Annotated in this window: 22 protein-coding genes, 1 pseudogene and 1 riboswitch; of the genes and pseudogenes, 18 read left to right on the top strand and 5 right to left on the bottom strand. The window is 40.8% G+C overall.

Translation table 11 applies throughout. The annotated features are described in order from the left end of the window. From HT720_RS08455 to thiE, 5 genes are read left to right on the top strand one after another with little or no spacing between them, the layout of a single operon-like run. Positions 1-651: an energy-coupling factor transporter transmembrane component T gene (locus HT720_RS08455; RefSeq protein WP_112443459.1), complete on the top strand. Its 651-nt coding sequence runs from the start codon at positions 1-3 to the stop codon at positions 649-651. A 10-nt stretch (positions 652-661) separates the two neighbouring features. After that, complete coding sequence (gene tenA, locus HT720_RS08450; RefSeq protein WP_112443460.1) at positions 662-1,354, top strand: thiaminase II; 693 nt, start codon at positions 662-664, stop codon at positions 1,352-1,354. Positions 1,355-1,358: 4 nt separating this feature from the next. Further along, positions 1,359-1,883 (top strand): energy coupling factor transporter S component ThiW, encoded by a 525-nt coding sequence (gene thiW / locus HT720_RS08445; protein ID WP_050236841.1) that lies wholly within the window; start codon positions 1,359-1,361, stop codon positions 1,881-1,883. Further along, positions 1,883-2,686, top strand: a complete 804-nt coding sequence (locus HT720_RS08440) for a hydroxyethylthiazole kinase (protein ID WP_173275643.1) — start codon at positions 1,883-1,885, stop codon at positions 2,684-2,686. Before thiW ends, HT720_RS08440 begins: the two co-directional genes overlap by 1 nt. Further along, positions 2,679-3,311, top strand: a complete 633-nt coding sequence (gene thiE / locus HT720_RS08435) for a thiamine phosphate synthase (RefSeq protein ID WP_173275641.1) — start codon at positions 2,679-2,681, stop codon at positions 3,309-3,311. Before HT720_RS08440 ends, thiE begins: the two co-directional genes overlap by 8 nt. 159 nt (positions 3,312-3,470) lie before the next feature. Here the strand turns inward: thiE and thiD are convergent, their stop codons facing one another. After that, the gene (thiD, locus tag HT720_RS08430) at positions 3,471-4,262 is read right to left on the bottom strand and encodes a bifunctional hydroxymethylpyrimidine kinase/phosphomethylpyrimidine kinase (RefSeq protein WP_173275638.1); all 792 of its coding nucleotides are present in this window, start codon (positions 4,260-4,262) and stop codon (positions 3,471-3,473) included. 83 nt (positions 4,263-4,345) lie between these two features. Next, positions 4,346-4,443, bottom strand: a riboswitch (TPP riboswitch). 184 nt (positions 4,444-4,627) lie between these two features. On the opposite strand from thiD, the gene HT720_RS08425 reads away from it, so the two are divergent. From HT720_RS08425 to manA, 8 genes are all read left to right on the top strand, one after another. After that, entirely contained in the window at positions 4,628-5,023 is a 396-nt protein-coding gene (locus tag HT720_RS08425; RefSeq protein ID WP_173275782.1) for a CopY/TcrY family copper transport repressor, read from the top strand. Positions 5,024-5,033: 10 nt separating this feature from the next. Beyond that, positions 5,034-5,405, top strand: coding sequence for a cupredoxin domain-containing protein (locus tag HT720_RS08420; RefSeq protein ID WP_173275634.1), 372 nt, complete (start codon positions 5,034-5,036; stop codon positions 5,403-5,405). Between the two features lie 9 nt (positions 5,406-5,414). Further along, positions 5,415-7,658, top strand: coding sequence for a heavy metal translocating P-type ATPase (locus HT720_RS08415; RefSeq protein ID WP_173275631.1), 2,244 nt, complete (start codon positions 5,415-5,417; stop codon positions 7,656-7,658). Between the two features lie 206 nt (positions 7,659-7,864). Then, on the top strand, positions 7,865-9,640 hold the full coding sequence (gene spxB / locus HT720_RS08410) for a pyruvate oxidase (protein WP_173275628.1): 1,776 nt from the start codon (positions 7,865-7,867) through the stop codon (positions 9,638-9,640). 110 nt (positions 9,641-9,750) lie between these two features. Then, complete coding sequence (locus tag HT720_RS08405; RefSeq protein WP_173275625.1) at positions 9,751-10,098, top strand: VOC family protein; 348 nt, start codon at positions 9,751-9,753, stop codon at positions 10,096-10,098. A gap of 281 nt (positions 10,099-10,379) precedes the next feature. Then, the gene (locus tag HT720_RS08400) at positions 10,380-10,547 is read left to right on the top strand and encodes a hypothetical protein (RefSeq protein WP_173275623.1); all 168 of its coding nucleotides are present in this window, start codon (positions 10,380-10,382) and stop codon (positions 10,545-10,547) included. Between the two features lie 178 nt (positions 10,548-10,725). Continuing rightward, positions 10,726-10,986, top strand: coding sequence for a SemiSWEET family transporter (locus tag HT720_RS08395; protein ID WP_173275620.1), 261 nt, complete (start codon positions 10,726-10,728; stop codon positions 10,984-10,986). Between the two features lie 258 nt (positions 10,987-11,244). Continuing rightward, complete coding sequence (gene manA, locus HT720_RS08390) at positions 11,245-12,189, top strand: mannose-6-phosphate isomerase, class I (RefSeq protein ID WP_173275617.1); 945 nt, start codon at positions 11,245-11,247, stop codon at positions 12,187-12,189. A 41-nt stretch (positions 12,190-12,230) separates the two neighbouring features. On the opposite strand, the gene HT720_RS08385 is transcribed toward manA, so the two are convergent. Continuing rightward, positions 12,231-13,571: a sodium-dependent transporter gene (locus HT720_RS08385; RefSeq protein WP_173275614.1), complete on the bottom strand. Its 1,341-nt coding sequence runs from the start codon at positions 13,569-13,571 to the stop codon at positions 12,231-12,233. Positions 13,572-13,910: 339 nt separating this feature from the next. Here HT720_RS08385 and HT720_RS08380 point away from each other — a divergent pair. After that, positions 13,911-14,651: pseudogene (locus HT720_RS08380) on the top strand (MerR family transcriptional regulator). A gap of 41 nt (positions 14,652-14,692) precedes the next feature. Here HT720_RS08380 and HT720_RS08375 read toward each other — a convergent pair. The 3 genes from HT720_RS08375 to HT720_RS08365 are packed head-to-tail and all read right to left on the bottom strand — an operon-like array spanning position 14,693 to position 17,338. After that, positions 14,693-15,214, bottom strand: a complete 522-nt coding sequence (locus tag HT720_RS08375) for a DUF1697 domain-containing protein (RefSeq protein WP_173275611.1) — start codon at positions 15,212-15,214, stop codon at positions 14,693-14,695. Between the two features lie 48 nt (positions 15,215-15,262). Then, entirely contained in the window at positions 15,263-16,435 is a 1,173-nt protein-coding gene (locus HT720_RS08370; RefSeq protein ID WP_173275608.1) for an NAD(P)/FAD-dependent oxidoreductase, read from the bottom strand. Between the two features lie 57 nt (positions 16,436-16,492). After that, complete coding sequence (locus HT720_RS08365; protein ID WP_173275605.1) at positions 16,493-17,338, bottom strand: DegV family protein; 846 nt, start codon at positions 17,336-17,338, stop codon at positions 16,493-16,495. A 124-nt stretch (positions 17,339-17,462) separates the two neighbouring features. Here HT720_RS08365 and HT720_RS08360 point away from each other — a divergent pair, with 124 nt between their 5' ends. The 4 genes from HT720_RS08360 (at position 17,463) to clpP (ending at position 19,987) form a co-directional block, all read left to right on the top strand. After that, the gene (locus HT720_RS08360) at positions 17,463-18,020 is read left to right on the top strand and encodes a TetR/AcrR family transcriptional regulator (protein WP_000004136.1); all 558 of its coding nucleotides are present in this window, start codon (positions 17,463-17,465) and stop codon (positions 18,018-18,020) included. Positions 18,021-18,038: 18 nt separating this feature from the next. After that, positions 18,039-18,506: a cytidine/deoxycytidylate deaminase family protein gene (locus HT720_RS08355; protein ID WP_000136976.1), complete on the top strand. Its 468-nt coding sequence runs from the start codon at positions 18,039-18,041 to the stop codon at positions 18,504-18,506. 88 nt (positions 18,507-18,594) lie between these two features. Further along, complete coding sequence (gene upp / locus HT720_RS08350) at positions 18,595-19,224, top strand: uracil phosphoribosyltransferase (RefSeq protein ID WP_054370555.1); 630 nt, start codon at positions 18,595-18,597, stop codon at positions 19,222-19,224. Between the two features lie 172 nt (positions 19,225-19,396). Next, positions 19,397-19,987, top strand: a complete 591-nt coding sequence (clpP, locus tag HT720_RS08345; protein WP_000613475.1) for an ATP-dependent Clp protease proteolytic subunit ClpP — start codon at positions 19,397-19,399, stop codon at positions 19,985-19,987. The last annotated feature ends 75 nt before the right edge of the window (positions 19,988-20,062 follow it).

Here is a 20,062-nt window from a genome sequence, read left to right as displayed (position 1 = left end):
ATGGTCAAAGTAGCAACTCAGACACCGATTATCAGTCTCTTTTTGCTGATTTTATCCTTGGAAACATCTTTTATTCCTTCGATTGCTCTGAATCTTTCGGTAGTCGCATTCTGTATTCTCTTTATGCTCTATTACCGGCGATTTAAAATGTTAGCTTGGATGATTCTTCTCGCCATTTTGCCATCCTTTGCCAACTACTGGGCAGTTCAGTTACATGGAGATGCTTCGCAGGCAGTCATGCTTGGAACGAGGGCCTTTGTGACCGTTTGTATTGGTCTTGTTTTTGTTTCCTCTATTTCCCTAAAAGAACTTCTCTTGTACTTGGCTCAAAAGGGGTTATCACGGTCTTGGGCCTATGCCTTGATTGTGGTATTCAATTCCTTCCCCCTCATTCAGCAAGAAATCAAGTCTCTCAAGGAAGCTTGCCTATTACGCGGTCAAGAACTGCATTTTTGGTCTCCCTTGATTTACAGCAAGGTTCTGATGACAGTCTTTAGGTGGCGCCATCTTTACCTGAGAGCCCTGTCGGCGCATGGATATGACGAACATGCACAGGTGGAGAATCGCTATCGGACTTTTTATATTGCTAAAAAAACAAAATTAATCTACCTGCTTTTCTTTTTATTGCTTCAAACCAGTCTATTTTTATAAAGGAGTTATTATGGAATTTACAGATATTGCGATGGAATTATCCAAGGAAGCTTGGCAGACTTCCTTTCATCACCCCTTTGTATTACAGTTACAAGAGGGAAATTTAGATCCGTCCATCTTTCGCTATTACTTGATTCAGGATGCCTACTATTTGAAGGCCTTCTCAGAAGCCTATCACCTCTTGGCTGATAAGACTTCAAACCAAGAGATGAAAAGACTCTTGAAACAAAATGCTCAGGGTTTAGTGGAGGGTGAGTTATTTATCCGCCAACAATTTTTCAAGGAATTGGAAATCAGCGATCAGGAAATGGAGCAACATCCAATCGCTCCCACCTGTTATCATTACATTTCTCATATTTATCGACAATTTGCAGAGCCGAACTTGGGCATTGCCTTTGCAAGTTTGCTACCTTGTCCTTGGTTATACCATGATATAGGAAAATCACTTAATCTTAAACCATCACCAAATCCTCTCTACCAACAATGGATTGAAACGTATATTACGGATGAGTTGGAGCAACAGATTCGAGAGGAAGAAGCGCTAGTCAATCAACTCTATCGAGAAAGTGACGAGACAGACAAGAAAAAAATGCTAGATGCCTTCCACATCAGTGTTCATATGGAAGCCAAGTTTTGGGAAATGGCCTACCAACACCAGACATGGAAGAGCGATTTACAGTCTTTAGAAAAAGGAGAAGAATAGAAGCATGAGAAAGCACCAATTACAAGTTCACAAATTAACCATTTTATCTATGATGATTGCCCTTGATGTAGTTCTTACACCTATCTTTCGAATTGAGGGAATGGCACCGATGTCCAGTGTAGTCAATATTCTAGCAGGAATCATGATGGGACCTGTTTATGCCTTGGCTATGGCTACAGTGACAGCCTTTATCCGTATGACGACTCAAGGGATTCCGCCTTTAGCTCTTACAGGAGCGACTTTTGGAGCCCTTCTGGCAGGTCTCTTTTATAAGTACGGTCGAAAATTTTATTTTTCTGCCTTGGGAGAAATTTTGGGAACAGGTATTATTGGTTCTATTGTTTCCTATCCTGTTATGGTACTTTTTACAGGATCGGCTGCTAAGCTTAGCTGGTTTATCTACACTCCTCGATTTTTCGGAGCAACCTTGATTGGTACAGCGATTTCCTTTATTGCCTTTCGATTTTTAATCAAGCAGGAATTCTTTAAAAAAGTGCAGGGATATTTCTTTGCTGAAAGGATAGACTGATGCAGGCATTGACAAATCCTTTTCCTCTGGAAACGACTTCCCTCATTCACTGTATTACCAATGAGATTTCTTGTGAGATGCTGGCAAATGGGGTTTTGGCTCTAGGATGCAAACCTGTCATGGCAGATGATCCCCGTGAGGTTCTTGATTTTACTAAGCAAAGCCAGGCTCTCTTCATCAATTTGGGGCATTTGTCAGCTGAGAAGGAAAAAGCAATCCGTATGGCAGCTTCTTATGCAGCTCAAGTTTCTCTTCCAATGGTAGTAGATGCGGTTGGCGTAACAGCTTCATCCATTCGTAAGGGACTAGTCAGAGACCTTTTAGACTATAGCCCTACGGTTCTTAAAGGAAATATGTCAGAAATACGAAGTCTTGTTGGCTTAAAGCACCACGGCGTTGGGGTCGATGCGAGTGCTAAAGATCAAGAAACTGAGGATTTGATTCAAGTCTTGAAAGACTGGTGTCAAACCTATACTGGTATGTCATTCTTAGTTACTGGCCCCAAGGATCTCATCGTTTCAGAGAATCAGGTTGCTGTATTGGAGAATGGCTGTGCAGAATTAGACTGGATAACAGGGACAGGAGATTTGGTTGGAGCTTTAACAGCCGTTTTTCTCAGTCAAGGAAAGACTGGTTTTGAAGCTTCTTGCCTAGCCGTCTCTTATCTCAATATCTCTGCTGAGAGAATAGTTGTTCAAGGAATGGGATTGGAAGATTTTCGTTACCAAGTACTCAATCAGCTTTCGCTCCTCAAAAGAGATGAAAACTGGCTAGATGCTATCAAAGGAGATATTTATGAATAGAGAGGCGCTTAGACTGTATCTGGTAACCAATCGCTACCAAGATTCCGTGGAAAGCTTTCTTGCAAAAGTTGAGACTGCCTGCCGTTCAGGTGTTACCATAGTCCAATTACGAGAAAAAAATCTCACAACCAATCAATATTATCAACTGGCAAAACAAGTCAAGGAAATAACAGATGCCTATCAGGTACCCTTGATCATCGATGATCGTTTGGATGTCTGTCTTGCAGTTGATGCTGCAGGTCTGCATATCGGAGACGATGAACTACCAGTTTCGGTTGCCAGACAAGTCTTGGGCCCTGACAAAATACTTGGTGTCACAGCTAAAACTGTAAAAAGAGCCCTAGAAGCGGAAGAATCAGGTGCGGATTACTTAGGGACAGGAGCCATTTTCCCGACTACGACCAAGGAAAATGCGCCTATCACCCTGATTTCAACCTTGAAAACAATTTGCCAAAGGGTCGCCATTCCAGTAGTTGCTATTGGAGGCCTGACTTCAGAGAACATTGACCAACTTATCGGCACGGGTATAGCTGGTGTAGCTGTAGTGCGTGATTTGATGCAGGCAGAAGATATAGAGGCAAAAACACAAGCTTTTTTAACAAAGTTGGATGACATTATTTTCTAATTAATACTCAATGAAAATCAAAGAGCAAACTAGGAAGCTAGTTGCAGGTTGCTCAAAGCACAGCTTTGAAGTTGCAGATAAAGCTGACATGGTTTGAAGAGATTTTCGAAGACTATAAAAACTCTCTAATTCCCTTAAAGTGGGAACTAGAGAGTTTTTTTAATCTTTAAAGCTTGTATGGTTGACTGGGCCAGAACCATGACCGAGTTGAGGGGCGTCTTGGATGGCTTTCGTGATAAAGGCCTTGGCCTTATCAACTGCCTGATAAAGGCTTTTTCCTTTGGCTAGTTCAGCAGTAATCACTGCAGCAAAGGTACATCCAGTACCATGTGTATGACAGGTTTGAATTCGTGGACTTTCCCAGACAAATTGGTCATCCTTGGTAAAGAGGAAATCCTTGGCACCGCCTTCGAGATGCCCACCTTTAATAACAACAGACTGAGGACCAAATTCTTTTAAAATCAGGCGACCAGCACGTTGCATGTCTTCCGGATTATGGATTGAAAAACCAACAATCTCTTCCGCCTCAGGAAGATTCGGTGTAATAATAGTTGCAAGAGGTAGTAAGTTTGTTTTGAGATAGTCTCTAGCACTTGAGTCGATCAAGGCATCTCCACTTGTAGCAACCATAACAGGATCAAGAACATAGGGACAATCCAGTTTTTTAAGATAGGGTTGGATGATTTCCATGATGTCAGTAGTTGCCAACATCCCAGTTTTTACAGCCTGAGGTGGAATATCAGAAAAGACACTGTCCAATTGGGCTTCCAACATTTGAGGAGAAACGTGCTCGATTAGCTGAACACCTCTGGTATTTTGAGCAACAAGGCTAGTCACAACGGCCATTCCATAGACATCTCTCGCTTGGAATGACTTTAAATCAGCCATAATGCCAGCACCGCCACTAGGGTCAGTCCCTGCAATGGTCAAAGCAACGGGTAAATAAGTCATCTAAAACCTCCCAACCAACTGAAGTTTGTATTCTCAAGAACAAGCTAGTCTGTTTCAGGAAGGCAATAGAAGACTGCTAGTCCCCATTATCATTTCCACTTCCATCAGCTAGCATTACCTAGATTGAGTCAAAGGGTCTAACAGTCGTTAATCTCAGCTTTACGCACCCCTAGTGGTTGTTTTCTTTTTTTCTTTAGTATAGCATATTTTTATTGTTTATATAGTAATATTTGACTGCAAATCGTTTTTCAAATGATTAAAATCCTATTTTTCGACAAAAAGATTGATTTTATAATTGACAAATGTAGGTTTTGAGAGTATACTAAGAAATGTAATTGACAAATGTAGATTTAGGAGGTGTGATGATGCAGATTTCAGATGCAGAATGGCAGGTCATGAAGATTATTTGGATGCAAGGAGAGCAGACCAGTTCAGATTTGATCAGGGTTCTGGCGGAGCGGTTCGACTGGTCCAAGTCGACCATTCAGACTCTTTTGGCTCGTTTGGTTGAGAAAGAGTGCCTGACGAGGAAAAAAGAAGGCAAGTCCTTTGTCTATTCAGCCCTTTTAACTTTGGACCAAAGTCGAGACTTGCTTGTTAAAGATATCAAAGATAAGGTTTGTTCCCGTAGGATTAAGAATTTGTTGGCTGATTTGATTATGGAATGTGATTTTACTCTGGCTGACTTGGAAGACTTGGAAGCTGTGATTTCTGAGAAGAAATCAAACGCTGTGAGAGAAGTAAGATGTAATTGTATGTAAAGGAGACGTCATGTTAAATAGTATTGTAACCATTATTTGTATTGCCCTTGTCGCGTTTATCTTGTTTTGGTTTTTCAAAAAGCCTGAAAAGTCTGGACAAAAGGCCCAGCAAAAAAAGGGCTACCAAGAGATTCGAGTGGAGGTCATGGGGGGATATACGCCTGAGTTGATTATCCTCAAGAAATCAGTACCAGCCCGCATTGTCTTTGACCGTAAGGATCCTTCACCATGTCTGGATCAAATTGTTTTTCCAGATTTTGGTGTACATGCGGACCTGCCTATGGGGGAAGAGTATATAGTGGAAATCACGCCTGAGCAGGCTGGAGAGTATGGTTTCTCTTGTGGCATGAATATGATGCACGGCAAGATGATTGTAGAATAGGAGAATGATATGACTGAAATTGTAAAAGCAAGTCTTGAAAATGGTGTTCAAAAAATCCGTATCACGGCAGACAAAGGCTACCATCCAGCCCACATTCAACTGCAAAAAGGAGTTCCTGCTGAGATCACCTTTCACCGTGTAACACCTTCAAACTGTTATAAGGAAATTCTGTTTGAAGAAGAAGGTATTCTAGAACCAATCGGCGTAGACGAAGAGAAAACAATTCGTTTTACCCCTCAAGAATTAGGTCAACATGAATTTTCTTGTGGCATGAAGATGCAAAAGGTGAGTTATACCGTAGTTGAGAAGACTCGAAAATCTCTATCACTTTTACAGCGTTTTTGGATTACTAGTATCTTTACTGTGCCTCTTGTGATTCTCATGATTGGGATGTCGACAGGAGGAATTAGTCACCAAGTTATGCGTTGGGGAACCTTTTTAGCCACAACACCGATTATGCTAGTAGCAGGTGGTCCTTATATCCAAAGTGCTTGGGCTAGTTTTAAAAAGCACAATGCCAACATGGATACCTTGGTTGCTCTGGGAACCCTAGTGGCCTATTTCTATAGCTTAGTTGCCCTCTTCGCTGGTCTCCCCGTTTACTTTGAAAGTGCTGCATTTATCTTCTTCTTCGTTCTTATGGGAGCCGTTTTTGAGGAGAAAATGCGGAAAAATACTTCCCAAGCTGTGGAGAAATTGCTGGACTTGCAGGCTAAAACAGCAGAAGTCTTGCGTGAGGATCGCTATGTTCAAGTTCCTTTGGAGCAAGTCAAGGTAGGTGACCTGATTCGAGTGCGTCCCGGTGAAAAGATTGCGGTTGATGGTGTCGTAGTAGAAGGTATCTCTAGTATTGATGAGTCTATGGTGACAGGTGAGAGTCTGCCTGTGGACAAGACAGTTGGAGATACCGTCATTGGTTCAACCATCAATAATAGTGGAACACTTGTTTTTAGAGCAGAAAAAGTTGGTTCAGAGACTGTTTTGGCTCAGATTGTGGATTTTGTGAAGAAAGCTCAGACAAGTCGTGCGCCGATTCAGGACTTGACGGATAAAATTTCAGGGATTTTTGTCCCAGCAGTTGTCATTTTAGGGATTGTGACCTTTTGGGTTTGGTTCGTCTTGCTCAGGGATAGTGTAGTCGTGCTTGGAGCGAGTTTTGTCTCTTCTCTTCTCTATGGGGTGGCTGTTTTGATTATCGCCTGCCCTTGTGCCTTGGGACTTGCAACACCGACAGCCCTTATGGTAGGGACAGGACGCAGTGCCAAGATGGGGGTTCTTCTCAAAAATGGAATGGTTCTACAGGAAATCCAGAAAGTTCAAACTCTTGTCTTTGATAAAACAGGGACTTTGACGGAAGGGAAGCCTGTGGTAACCGATATCATCGGCGACGAAGTAGAAGTGCTTGGCTTGGCAGCCTCCCTAGAAGAAGCTTCTCAACACCCACTAGCTGAGGCCATTGTCAAGCGAGCGAATGAAGCTGGACTTGAGCTTCACACTGTGGAAAATTTCCAAGCCTTGCACGGAAAAGGTGTTTCAGGGAAAATCAATGGAAAACAAGTTTTACTTGGAAATGCTAAAATGCTGGATGGCATGGATATTTCTAGCACTTATCAAGATAAACTAGAAGAACTGGAAAAAGAAGCTAAGACAGTTGTGTTTTTGGCTGTTGACAATGAAATCAAAGGCTTGCTTGCTTTGCAAGATATTCCTAAGGAAAATGCTAAGCTAGCCATCAGTCAGTTGAAAAAGCGTGGTCTTAAAACAGTCATGCTGACAGGAGATAATGCAGGTGTAGCGCGTGCTATTGCAGATCAAATCGGAATCGAAGAGGTCATTGCAGGTGTCTTGCCAGAAGAAAAAGCTCATGAAATTCATAAACTGCAACAGTCAGGCAAAGTAGCCTTTGTTGGGGACGGTATCAATGATGCTCCTGCCCTCAGTGTAGCTGATGTGGGGATTGCCATGGGAGCTGGAACAGATATCGCCATCGAGTCAGCAGATTTGGTGTTGACAACTAATAACCTCCTAGGAGTGGTGCGTGCCTTTGACATGAGTAAGAAAACCTTTCATCGAATTCTGCTCAATCTTTTCTGGGCCTTTATCTACAATGTCGTAGGAATTCCGATTGCAGCAGGAGTCTTTTCTGGTGTTGGACTGGCGCTCAATCCAGAATTGGCAGGTCTAGCCATGGCCTTTAGTTCTGTATCTGTTCTGACTAGTTCACTCTTACTAAACTTTAGTAAAATATACTAAAAGTAATGACTAGATTTCTTTGTTATAAAACAGGAATGGCAGCACTTTCAAAACTGTATTAGAATAGAGAATAGAGAGTTTTGAGCAGATTTTTAGAAAAGTCAGCATAAATATGATACAGTGGAATAGTAAAAGTTTGGAGAACGTTTCCAATTCTATGTAATCGTATTCTCCAAGTCTAAAAAAATTGAAGGAGAGTTATCACTATGACTCAAGGGAAAATTACTGCATCTGCAGCAATGCTTAATGTATTGAAAACATGGGGCGTAGACACAATCTACGGTATCCCATCAGGAACACTCAGCTCATTGATGGATGCTTTGGCTGAAGACAAAGATATCCGCTTCTTGCAAGTTCGTCACGAAGAAACAGGTGCTCTTGCAGCGGTTATGCAAGCTAAATTCGGCGGCTCAATCGGGGTTGCAGTTGGTTCAGGTGGTCCAGGTGCGACTCACTTGATTAACGGTGTTTACGATGCAGCTATGGATAACACTCCATTCCTAGCAATCCTTGGATCACGTCCAGTTAACGAACTCAACATGGATGCTTTCCAAGAATTGAACCAAAACCCAATGTACAACGGTATCGCTGTATATAACAAACGTGTAGCTTACGCTGAGCAATTGCCAAAAGTTATTGACGAAGCTTGCCGTGCTGCAGTTTCTAAAAAAGGTCCAGCTGTTGTTGAAATCCCAGTAAACTTCGGTTTCCAAGAAATCGACGAAAACTCATACTATGGATCAGGTTCATACGAGCGTTCATTCATCGCTCCTGCTTTGAACGAAGTTGAAATCGACAAAGCTGTTGAAATCTTGAACAATGCTGAACGTCCAGTTATCTATGCTGGTTACGGTGGTGTGAAAGCTGGTGAAGTGATTACTGAATTGTCACGTAAAATCAAAGCACCAATCATCACAACTGGTAAAAACTTTGAAGCTTTCGAATGGAACTATGAAGGTTTGACAGGTTCTGCTTACCGTGTTGGTTGGAAACCAGCCAACGAAGTGGTCTTTGAAGCAGACACAGTTCTTTTCCTTGGTTCAAACTTCCCATTTGCTGAAGTTTATGAAGCATTCAAGAACACTGAAAAATTCATCCAAGTTGATATTGACCCTTACAAACTTGGTAAACGTCACGCCCTTGACGCTTCAATCCTTGGTGACGCAGGTCAAGCAGCGAAAGCAATCCTTGACAAAGTGAATCCAGTTGAATCTACTCCATGGTGGCGTGCAAACGTTAAGAACAACCAAAACTGGCGTGATTACATGAACAAACTCGAAGGTAAAACTGAGGGTGAATTGCAATTGTATCAAGTTTACAATGCAATCAACAAACATGCTGATCAAGACGCTATCTACTCAATCGACGTAGGTGACACTACTCAAACATCTACTCGTCACCTTCACATGACACCTAAGAACATGTGGCGTACATCTCCACTCTTTGCGACAATGGGTATTGCCCTTCCTGGTGGTATCGCTGCTAAGAAAGACAATCCAGATCGCCAAGTATGGAACATCATGGGTGACGGTGCATTCAACATGTGCTACCCAGACGTTATCACAAACGTTCAATACGACCTTCCAGTTATCAACGTTGTCTTCTCAAATGGTAAATATGCCTTCATCAAGGACAAATACGAAGACACAAACAAACACTTGTTTGGTTGTGACTTCCCTAATGCTGACTATGCGAAAATCGCTGAAGCGCAAGGTGCTGTTGGATTTACAGTTGACCGTATCGAAGACATCGATGCAGTTGTTGCAGAAGCTGTTAAATTGAACAAAGAAGGTAAAACTGTTGTGATCGATGCTCGCATCACTCCACACCGTCCACTTCCAGTAGAAGTACTTGAGTTGGATCCAAAACAACACTCAGAAGAAGCTATCAAAGCCTTCAAAGAAAAATACGAAGCAGAAGAACTCGTACCATTCCGTCTCTTCTTGGAAGAAGAAGGATTGCAATCACGCGCAATTAAATAATTCCTCTCGTCGAAAATCAAATATAAAACTTGTAGATTTTATGCTTTGATTTTCATAGAGCGGAACTTGAAAAGATCGGAGCAATCCGGTCTTTTTATGGAGGAGAGTAAATGAATTTAAATCAATTAGATATTATCGTTGCAGATGTTCCCCAAGTCTGTACTGACTTGGAGTATATCTTGGATAAAAAGGCAGATTATGCTGATGATGGTTTTGCTCAGTTTACGATTGGCAGTCACTGTCTGATGTTGTCTCAAAATCATTTGGTTCCTTTGGAAAACTTTCAGTCAGGAATCATTCTTCACCTTGAGGTTGAGAATGTAGACCAGAATTACCAACGTTTAAAAGAGATCGGTGTCGAGATTTTAAACGGTATTTGTGAAACGGATTGGGGAACAGAGTCCTTATTAGTTAAAGGTCCAGCTGGTCTAGTGATTGATTTTTATCGTATGAAATAGGACGCTTAGTCATTTGACGTTAACCTTAACCATTCTTAAAACAGAAATTGAGAATATGAACTATTGAAAGATCGGAGCAATCCGGTCTTTTAATATAAAGCAATTGCATATAAAAGGTTGACAGCGTTTTCTTAAAACATTATAATAAAAATATAATAGCAGAAAATAAGACTGATGTGGAAAGGAGAAATATGATTAAACAGCTGTAGTAAGTGAATTTTCTTATTTCACTGGAACTTGGGATTGAAATATCTCCATGAATAGATAGTAGGAGGAAAGAGATGCAAAAAAAGGATATTTATCTAATCTGTGTGACCATGATTATCTGTTCAATTATTCTAGGATTGATTATAGGAAGTTTTATTCTTCATGGTCTTGAAGATATTGCTGCAATCATTAACCACGGCTTGCTGATAATCAATCAAACTATCAATCAATCTATTCATTGATTGACAAGAGCTATTCATTTTTACATTTTATGGATCAAACAGATCGGAGCAATCCGGTCTGTTTCTTATTACAAGACTGTGATAGTTTACATTTTTATAATAAAAGTCTTAAATTCTTGCTTGTTTTTGTATTAAATTATAAAATAGAAAGTATAAAAGAATAAAAGAGGTTTTGAAAATGTCTGAAAAACAAATGAAAGTGTTGGGTTGGGCAGCGACCTTTATGTCTGTTATGATGTATGTGTCATATTTCCCACAAATCATGAATAATCTTGCCGGTCAAAAAGGCAACTTCATTCAACCCCTAGTCGCAGCTATCAACTGTAGTCTCTGGGTTTACTATGGTCTTTTCAAGAGGGAAAGAGATATTCCACTTGCAGCTGCTAATGCACCAGGTATCGTTTTTGGCTTAGTAACAGCTATTACGGCATTGATTTAAAAAGAAGACTGGTTTCAGTCTTTTTATTTTATGAAAATAGATGCTTCATTAAAGTAATTTTTGAATGAGAGTTGAGGGAAAAAGTCCAGTTACAGCTAGCTTTACGAGAGTTTTTTATGTTCGTCTCTATCAAAGAAAAAAGTATATGGTTACTATTTTTATAAAATCTTCTCCCTACTTTATAAGATGTTAAAAAGAGTTCAATTCGAACTCTTTTTTTGCTATAATGAGGGGAGAAAAATCAGACAGGAGATCAAGATGTCAGAACCATTATTTTTACAATCAGTTATGCAAGAAAAAATTTGGGGTGGTACCAAGCTACGTGATGAGTTTGGCTACGACATCCCAAGTGAAAAAATCGGAGAATATTGGGCCATCTCAGCCCATCCAAATGGTGTCTCTAAAGTTGCCAATGGACGCTACCAGGGAACAGACCTAGCTACTTTGTATGCAGAACACCGTGAGTTATTTGGCAATCGTCCTGAACCTGTATTTCCACTTTTGACCAAAATTCTCGATGCCAATGACTGGCTCAGTGTTCAAGTTCATCCAGATGATGCTTATGGACTCGAGCATGAAGGCGAGCTTGGAAAAACAGAGTGCTGGTACATCATCGCTGCGGATGAAGGTTCAGAGATTATCTACGGGCATAATGCCAAGTCAAAAGAAGAACTCCGCCAGCAAATCGAAGATAAAAACTGGGATGCCTTGCTGACAAAAGTACCAGTTAAGGCTGGAGATTTCTTCTATGTGCCAAGTGGAACTATGCACGCTATCGGTGCAGGCATCTTGATTCTTGAAACCCAACAGTCTAGTGATACTACCTATCGCGTTTATGACTTTGACCGCAAGGACGACAAGGGCAACTTGCGTGAACTTCATCTTGAAAAATCCATTGATGTCTTGAATATTGGTGAGCCTGCAAATAGCCGTCCTGTAACTGTTAAAGCAGATGATTTGCGTTCCACTCTCCTTGTATCCAATGATTTCTTTGCAGTTTACAAGTGGGAAATTACTGGAAAAGTTGACTTCGAAAAGACAGCTGACTACAGCTTATTCAGTGTCCTAGCTGGTCAAGGTCAGCTAACTGTTGACGGAAAAAACTATCCAATCCAAAAAGGCAGCCACTTTATCCTACCAAGTGATGTTGAAGCTTGGACTCTGGAAGGGCAAGGTTTGGAATTGATTGTTAGCCATCCATAAAGTAAGAAAGGGCCTGAGTTCACTACTCAAGTCCTTTTTGATTACATAAATTGGGCGATAAAGACCACGATGATGATGATTGGAATGACGAAACGAAGAAGGAAGAGCCAGACTTGGAAAAGTCCTTGTTTCCATGCTCTTTCATCAAGATGCAGTTCCTCCATAGCAAGTGTCTTCTTAAAGATGTAGCCAGTAAAGAGTGAAAGGCAGAGGGCTCCAAATGGCATGAGGAGATTGGAAACCAAGAAATCCATAGCGTCAAAGAAGGTCTTCCCAAAGATGTGAACATCCGCCATAACTCCATAGGATAGGGCCGAAGGAATTCCAAAGACAAAGGTCAAGATTCCCAAAATCACACTCCATTTGGCACGCTTGCTGTTGTCCTGATTGGTGATATTACCCACATTGATTTCCAGCATCACGACAGAGGAAGTGACCGTCGCAAAGAGGAAGAGCAAGAGAAAGAGGATGTAGAAAATGGTTCCCAAAGGCATCTTGTCAAAGAGTTGAGGCAAGACGATAAAGAGCAAGCTCGGTCCCCCTTCAGACTGGATATTGAAGGCTGACATAGCTGGGAAAATGGCTAGACCTGCCATGATGGATACTGAGATATTCATGGCAACGATAGAAATCCCTGATTGAACTAGATTGGTTTTCTTGTCCAAGTAAGAAGCATAGGTCAACATAGCTGTAACCCCTAGTGAGAGGGCAAAGAAAGATTGTCCCAGAGCATAGAGGAGACCAGAACTTGTCAGTTTTGAAAAGTCTGGTTTGAGGAAGTAGAGAACGCCTTCCATGGCATTTGGCAAACTGAGAGAGCGCCCGATGATGACAACAAAGATGATAAAGAGCAGGGGCATCATGACTTTCGAAGCTCTTTCAATCCCTTTTTGAACCCCACGTGATACAATAAAGATATTCAACAAGATAAAGGCAGCTTGAGCTCCTAGGGCAATGGCTGGATTTGAAATGATTGAAGTAAATAACTGAGCATAATCACCAGTTCCGCTAAGTTGGAACAATTTTCCAAACTCAATTCCTAGATAGACTAAAATCCATCCTCCAATAACACTATAGAAAGAGAGAAGGATAAAGAGGGCAAAGGCACCAATCCAACCGATAAAGTTGTACTTGCTATTATTGCCTAGTTTTCCAAAGGTTTTGATAGCTGAAACACCAGCACTTCGGCCGAGGGCAAACTCAGCAAGCAGTAGAGGGAAACCGATTAAAATAGTGGAAATGAGAAAGACCAGTAAAAAGCCTCCTCCACCGTTAGCAGCAGTCATGTAGGGGAATTTCCAAACGGCTCCAAGTCCGATGGCTGAACCAGCAGATGCTAGGATAAAGCCCAGTTTAGAACCCCATTGCGATTTTTCAGACATAGTTAAACTCCTAAAATTAGTGTTACAAAAGAAAAAGCTACTGCCCTTGGCAAATAGACTCGTAAGTACTTAAAGTGAGCGTTTCTTTTGATTGATAGACTTGACTATCCTATCATGTTTTCTAAGGTCTGTCAAGAAAACCATTTTCATGTTATGATAAAGTAAAAAATTTCGCAAAAACGCTTGACTCTGACCTAAGGGGAGGGGTTATACTATCAATGTAATACTCTTCGAAAATCTCTTCAAACCACGTCAGCGTCGCCTTACCGTACACAAGTACAGCCTGCGGCTAGCTTCCTAGTTTGCTCTTTGATTTTCATTGAGTATAAGGAGGAAATCATGTACCATATAAAAGAAGCTGCCCAGCTTTCAGGTGTCTCCGTCAAGACCCTGCACCACTACGACAAGATAGGACTCTTAGTTCCTTTAAAGTCAGAAAACGGTTATCGAATCTACAGTAAAGAAGATTTGGAACGCCTTCAGGTTATTCTTTACTATAAATATCTAGGTTTTTCTTTAGAAAAAATAGCAGAGCTATTAAAGGAAGAAAGGACAGATTTATTGCCTCATTTGACCAGACAGTTGGACTATTTGACTCGAGAAAGGCAACATCTGGATAGCTTGATTTCAACCTTGCAAAAAACCATTCAAGAACAAAAAGGAGAAAGAGAAATGAGCATTCAAGAGAAATTTGCTGGATTTAACTACAAAGACCATCAAAAATACCACCAAGAGGCGGTAGAGAAATATGGACAAGAAGTCATGGACCAAGCGCTGGAGCGCCAAAAAGGTCACGAAGATGAGGCTACGGCTGCCTTCAACCAAGTTTTTCAAGCATTGGCACAAAATCTTCAAGCTGGTCTGCCTGTAACAGCAACTTAAAACCAAGAAGAAGCTGCTAAGCTCTTGCAAGCTATTCGTACTTATGGATTTGACTGCTCCATTGAGGTATTCGGTCATATCGGTAAAGGCTACGTCTACAACCCAGAGTTTAAGGAAAACATTGATAAATTTGGAACTGGCACTGCCCAGTACACATCAGATGTCATTGCCCACTATGTCCAAACTCAGACAAAATAAAATCGGAGGAGTATTCTTCCGATTTTTACTAAGTTCAAGCACTACTTGCTTAATAATTTTTCTACTACATTTAGTTTTCGCATGGTCAAATCTACATTAAAAAGCTTTTCAAGATAGTTGGTATGGAGTTTCTTTTGTTTTGCAGTTCTAGGGAGATAGAGGTAAAGACAATGGTTACCGATACAAATTTCTTCTTCACCGTAATCAATTTTCAATTTGTCTAAAGGGAGGCTTTGAATAGATTCTTGATAAAAAATCACGTGTATACGGTCATAAAGATAGTGTTCTCCAAAAGGGTTTTCTTGGACAATGTTTTTAAAAATATCCTTATTCTTAATGATTATTTTGAGATCGGCTCCAATCTTTTCCTTTATTAGAGTATGAACCTGTTCTCGTATTTTTTCTAAGGCTAAGTTACTTTCAAGAATGATATTACCACTTTGAATATAGGTTCGAACTTGTTGAAAACCGGCTTCTGTTAAGATATCTACTAGATAAGACATTCTAGGGATAGCATTTTTTCCATTAGGAGTAACTCCCCTTAACAAGATAATATGTTCCAAAGGACTTCCTTTCTTTTGGGGCTGATTTAGCCATTAAATAATTCAGATTTAGATTGGGTTTGATCCCGCCACCCAACCAGTGCAGAGGGCAGAAGTGATGTTAAAGCCACCCGTGTGGGCATTGATATCTAGTACCTCGCCAGCAAAGTGGAGTCCAGGTACCAGCTTACTTTCTAGAGTTTTGGGATTGATTTCCTTGAGACTGACACCCCCTTTGGTAACAAAGGACTTGGCAAGGGACATTTTTCCGGTCACAGGGATTTTGAGTACTTTGATAGACTGGAGAAGTTGTTCGCGTTCCTTTTCAGTCAGTTGTTTGACTTTTTCTGGATAGCCTTGTACAAAAAATTCTGCCAAGCGTTCTGGAAGCAAAGTTTTTAAAGCGTTTTTCAAGGATTTTTCACGATTTTCTTCTAGGAATGCAGCCAAGTCCTTCTCAGAAAGTTGAGGGAAAACATCCAGTGAGAGAACCTCCCCACCCTTGACAAAGCTAGACATACGCAGAGCAGCAGGGCCAGACAAACCAAAGTGGGTAAAAAGCAGATCGTGCGTGATGACATGTTTTCCATAGCTTAAGGTCACATCGTCTAGTGAAATCCCCTGAAGTGCTTTGTGTGGAAAATCCGTTAATAATGGACTTTCAGCAGCCTCAAGTTCGGTAATGGTGTGTTTAAAATGACGGGCAATCTCATGTCCAAAACCAGTCGAACCAGTGGAAGGATAGGATTTTCCACCAGTTGTGACAATCAGTTTATCACAAGTGAAGATTTGGTCAGCTGATTTAAGAACAAATTGGTCATCCACCTTTTTAACCGAAACAATTTCTGTTTGAGTAGCAACTTGACCACCGAGCTCAGTGATTTTCTTTTCCAAGGCTTCAATAATGGTACGAGATTTGTCACTAGCAGGAAAGACGCGTCCGTGGTCCTCGACCTTGAGTTTAACCCCATTTTCAGTAAAAAAGTTGATGATATCATGGTTATCAAACTGGGAGAAGACACTGTATAAAAAGCGTCCATTTCCAGGAATTCCAGCTAGCAGGTCATCCAAACTACCATTGTTGGTTACATTGCAACGACCACCACCAGTACCAGCTAATTTTTTTCCGAGTTTCCGATTTTTTTCGATGAGAAGAGTTTTCTGACCATAAAAGCTACTGGAAATGGTAGCCATCATGCCCGCAGGCCCTCCACCGATGACAATAGTATCAAAATGTTTCATAGATCTATTGTACCACAAAAAACAAGAGATGCTCGACATCTCTTGTTGCTAATGATCTTAGTTGATTTCATATCCCATCAACAAACCGCCATCTTCTGCATAGAAACTGCAGAGACCAGATGTCGGGAGAATTTTAATATCCGCCTGTGGGAAGGTTTCGCGAATTCGCTCTGAGAGCTGTTGACAACATTTCTCGTTATTACGTTGGGCCATGACGATACGGCCACCAGTATATCCTGCTTTTACTAACTCTTCATAGGCTGCCTGAATCGCTTTCTTTGCTCCTCTTGCTTTTTGTAGCAATTCAAGGGTTCCAGTTTCACTAGCTTCTCCAACCATACGGATATTGAGAAGGCCAACGACCGTACCGATAAGCTTGCTCAAACGGCCGTTCTTCACCAAGTTATCGACTTTGGCTAGGACAAAAAGTAACTTGGTTTTTTCTTGATAGGCAGTGATAGCTTCAACAACTTCCTCAAAAGATAAGCCCTGGTCAACCAAGTCATTTAATTTTTCTACGAGCAAGTCAACTTCACCGCCAGCAGACAAACTATCAATCACATGAATCTTAGTATCAGGATGTTCTTCCAGATAAATATTTTTTGCTAGTTGAGCACTATTGTGGCTGCCAGAGAGAGTACCTGTGATGGTTACTAGGAAAATATTTTTGGCACCTTCAAATACTTGCAAATAATCATCTGGGCTTGGACAAGCTGATTTTGAAGCTTCTGCAGTTGCATACATGGTTTCCATCATTTGGTCAATATCAAGACTGGCATCATCAACAAAGACCTGATCAGCTACTTGAATGGTTAAGGGGACACTTACAAAGGTCGTGTCAATAGCTGGTGTCTCCAGCTGACGATAATCACAACCAGAGTCAGCAATAATCTTCCAAGTCATAGAAATTCTCCATCTTTGTCAGTTATACATTGACAAAGGTTCTGTCTTTTTTTACAATTATATCATGAAAACCCTTGAAACAAAAGCCTCATCCGTCTGTTGTGACAAGTAGAAAGAAAATGTTATGTCTGAACGTAGAATCTCTGAAAAGTCTCTTGAAAATCTCAGGAAATCAAACCAAGAATCCAATTTATTAACCAGAGAAGCCATTGAAACAGCCCTCTTACAACTCTTGGAAAAAAAGGACTTGACTAAGATTAGTATTTCTGAATTGGTCAAACGTGCAGGCGTTTCGCGTGCGGCCTTTTACCGCAATTATGATTCCAAAGAGGAGATTTTAGAAAGTGTCTTTAAACGAACTGTCCACAATATTATGGAACAGTTGCATCATTATGATTTAAAGACAGACCTTTATCTGGTCTGGGTTCACCTTTTCCGAGAGGCCAGAAAGGAAGCCAGAGTGATTCAACTGGCCTTGGATTACCATCTGGAAAAAATCTTTGTCCAAGCCATGCAGGAGTTTCTGGAAAAATACCATGGAAAATCAAAAGGTGTCAGCTCTTATCTTCATTCCTTCTGGAGCTCGGCTATCGTCTCTGTCCTTCTAAAATGGATTAAGGATGGCATGAAGGTACCTGCTGAAAAGATTGCAGATTTACGGTTACCATTTTTTAAAAAATAGAGAAAAAGGAGAAGAGATATGACTGAAAAAAGACTGGCCTGGGATGAGTATTTTGCAGCCCAAGCATTACTAATTGCCAATCGTTCCACTTGTAAACGCGCTAAAGTGGGTGCAATTCTGGTTAAGGATAATAAGGTGATTTCCACTGGTTACAATGGTTCGGTGTCAGGTACCGAGCATTGTATTGACCACGAATGTCTGGTCATTGAAGGTCACTGTGTTCGCACCCTTCACGCTGAGGTCAATGCTATCCTTCAAGGTGCAGAACGTGGTGTTCCTAAAGGCTTTACAGCCTATGTAACCCATTTTCCTTGTCTCAACTGTACAAAACAATTGCTTCAGGTCGGTTGTAAGCGTGTGGTTTATATCAACCAGTACCGAATGGATGACTACGCCCAATACCTCTATCAAGAAAAGGGAACAGAATTGACTCATTTACCACTTGAGACCGTACAGACAGCTCTTAAAGAGGCTGATCTAATGTAAAAAATATCAAAAATAAATGGTTTAGAAAGATTTTTAAACCGTTTTTTGGTATAATAAGAAGAATAAATTGAAAGAAGGAATTCCAAAAATGGGAAAAATTGAAGTTATTAATCACCCGCTGATTCAACACAAATTGTCAATCTTGCGTCGTACAGATACTTCCACAAAAGCTTTTCGTGAGCTAGTAGATGAGATTGCAATGTTGATGGGGTATGAAGTACTTCGTGATCTTCCACTAGAAGATGTGGAAATCGAAACACCAATTACAAAAACAGTTCAAAAACAATTGGTAGGTAAGAAATTGGCCATCGTTCCAATCTTGCGCGCAGGTATCGGGATGGTTGATGGGCTCTTGAGCTTGGTTCCAGCTGCTAAAGTTGGTCACATCGGTATGTACCGTGATGAAGAAACACTTCAACCAGTTGAATACTTGGTGAAATTGCCTGAGGACATTGACCAACGTCAAATTTTTGTAGTAGACCCAATGTTGGCAACAGGTGGATCAGCAATCTTGGCTGTTGACTCCCTTAAAAAACGTGGGGCATCAAATATCAAATTTGTCTGCCTTGTATCTGCTCCAGAAGGTGTTAAAGCCCTTCAAGAAGCTCATCCAGATGTAGAAATTTTTACAGCAGCCTTGGATGAACGTTTGAACGAACACGGTTATATCGTTCCAGGTCTTGGAGATGCTGGAGATCGCTTGTTCGGTACGAAATAAAATTAAAAAGAGATTGACTTGGATAATAAGTTCCAATCACGAAAGGAGGTTGAATTTTTGTTTCTGTCTAATGAAAACAGAGCAAAAATTTGACCTTTTTTGACCTAGATATTATAATAGTCTTATCTTCAGTCATTTGACCAACAAAATTAAAATTCAAAAGGAGAAATAAATGATTCCTGTAGTTATTGAACAAACAAGCCGTGGAGAACGTTCCTACGATATATACTCACGTCTTCTCAAAGACCGCATCATTATGCTGACAGGTCCAGTTGAAGACAACATGGCCAACTCTGTTATTGCCCAATTGCTTTTCTTAGATGCCCAAGATAGTACAAAAGATATTTACCTTTATGTCAATACACCTGGTGGTTCTGTATCAGCTGGTTTGGCAATCGTTGATACCATGAACTTTATCAAGGCAGATGTCCAAACCATCGTTATGGGAATGGCTGCATCTATGGGTACAGTCATTGCATCAAGTGGAGCAAAAGGCAAACGTTTCATGCTTCCAAATGCAGAGTATATGATTCACCAACCAATGGGTGGTACAGGTGGTGGTACCCAACAAACTGATATGGCTATCGCTGCAGAACACTTGCTTAAAACTCGTAACACCTTGGAAAAAATCTTGGCTGAAAATTCAGGTCAGTCAATCGAAAAAGTTCACGCAGATGCAGAACGCGATAACTGGATGAGTGCCCAAGAAACGCTTGAATATGGCTTTATTGATGAAATCATGGCCAACAATTCATTGAACTAATAATCAAAGGAGGCAAACTCGACTGGGTTTGCTTTTTTTGGTATAATAGGGAGAGATTTCTTAGAAAGAGGATTT

It is taken from the genome of Streptococcus sp. 68, from assembly GCF_013277415.1.
GTDB lineage: Bacteria > Bacillota > Bacilli > Lactobacillales > Streptococcaceae > Streptococcus.
This window is presented reverse-complemented; position numbering and strand designations above follow the sequence as displayed.

Bases quoted from the DNA above. Each gene is read 5' to 3' on its own strand.
- thiW (WP_050236841.1), top strand. From the start codon at position 1,359: ATGAGAAAGCACCAATTACAAGTTCACAAATTAACCATTTTATCTATG.
- HT720_RS08415 (WP_173275631.1), top strand. From the start codon at position 5,415: ATGACTGAAATTGTAAAAGCAAGTCTTGAAAATGGTGTTCAAAAAATC.
- HT720_RS08385 (WP_173275614.1), bottom strand. From the start codon at position 13,571: ATGTCTGAAAAATCGCAATGGGGTTCTAAACTGGGCTTTATCCTAGCA.
- upp (WP_054370555.1), top strand. From the start codon at position 18,595: ATGGGAAAAATTGAAGTTATTAATCACCCGCTGATTCAACACAAATTG.
- HT720_RS08440 (WP_173275643.1), top strand. From the start codon at position 1,883: ATGCAGGCATTGACAAATCCTTTTCCTCTGGAAACGACTTCCCTCATT.
- HT720_RS08370 (WP_173275608.1), bottom strand. From the start codon at position 16,435: ATGAAACATTTTGATACTATTGTCATCGGTGGAGGGCCTGCGGGCATG.
- manA (WP_173275617.1), top strand. From the start codon at position 11,245: ATGTCAGAACCATTATTTTTACAATCAGTTATGCAAGAAAAAATTTGG.
- thiE (WP_173275641.1), top strand. From the start codon at position 2,679: ATGAATAGAGAGGCGCTTAGACTGTATCTGGTAACCAATCGCTACCAA.
- HT720_RS08425 (WP_173275782.1), top strand. From the start codon at position 4,628: ATGCAGATTTCAGATGCAGAATGGCAGGTCATGAAGATTATTTGGATG.
- HT720_RS08365 (WP_173275605.1), bottom strand. From the start codon at position 17,338: ATGACTTGGAAGATTATTGCTGACTCTGGTTGTGATTATCGTCAGCTG.
- HT720_RS08395 (WP_173275620.1), top strand. From the start codon at position 10,726: ATGTCTGAAAAACAAATGAAAGTGTTGGGTTGGGCAGCGACCTTTATG.
- HT720_RS08355 (WP_000136976.1), top strand. From the start codon at position 18,039: ATGACTGAAAAAAGACTGGCCTGGGATGAGTATTTTGCAGCCCAAGCA.
- HT720_RS08400 (WP_173275623.1), top strand. From the start codon at position 10,380: ATGCAAAAAAAGGATATTTATCTAATCTGTGTGACCATGATTATCTGT.
- spxB (WP_173275628.1), top strand. From the start codon at position 7,865: ATGACTCAAGGGAAAATTACTGCATCTGCAGCAATGCTTAATGTATTG.
- tenA (WP_112443460.1), top strand. From the start codon at position 662: ATGGAATTTACAGATATTGCGATGGAATTATCCAAGGAAGCTTGGCAG.
- HT720_RS08360 (WP_000004136.1), top strand. From the start codon at position 17,463: ATGTCTGAACGTAGAATCTCTGAAAAGTCTCTTGAAAATCTCAGGAAA.
- thiD (WP_173275638.1), bottom strand. From the start codon at position 4,262: ATGACTTATTTACCCGTTGCTTTGACCATTGCAGGGACTGACCCTAGT.
- clpP (WP_000613475.1), top strand. From the start codon at position 19,397: ATGATTCCTGTAGTTATTGAACAAACAAGCCGTGGAGAACGTTCCTAC.
- HT720_RS08455 (WP_112443459.1), top strand. From the start codon at position 1: ATGGTCAAAGTAGCAACTCAGACACCGATTATCAGTCTCTTTTTGCTG.
- HT720_RS08420 (WP_173275634.1), top strand. From the start codon at position 5,034: ATGTTAAATAGTATTGTAACCATTATTTGTATTGCCCTTGTCGCGTTT.
- HT720_RS08405 (WP_173275625.1), top strand. From the start codon at position 9,751: ATGAATTTAAATCAATTAGATATTATCGTTGCAGATGTTCCCCAAGTC.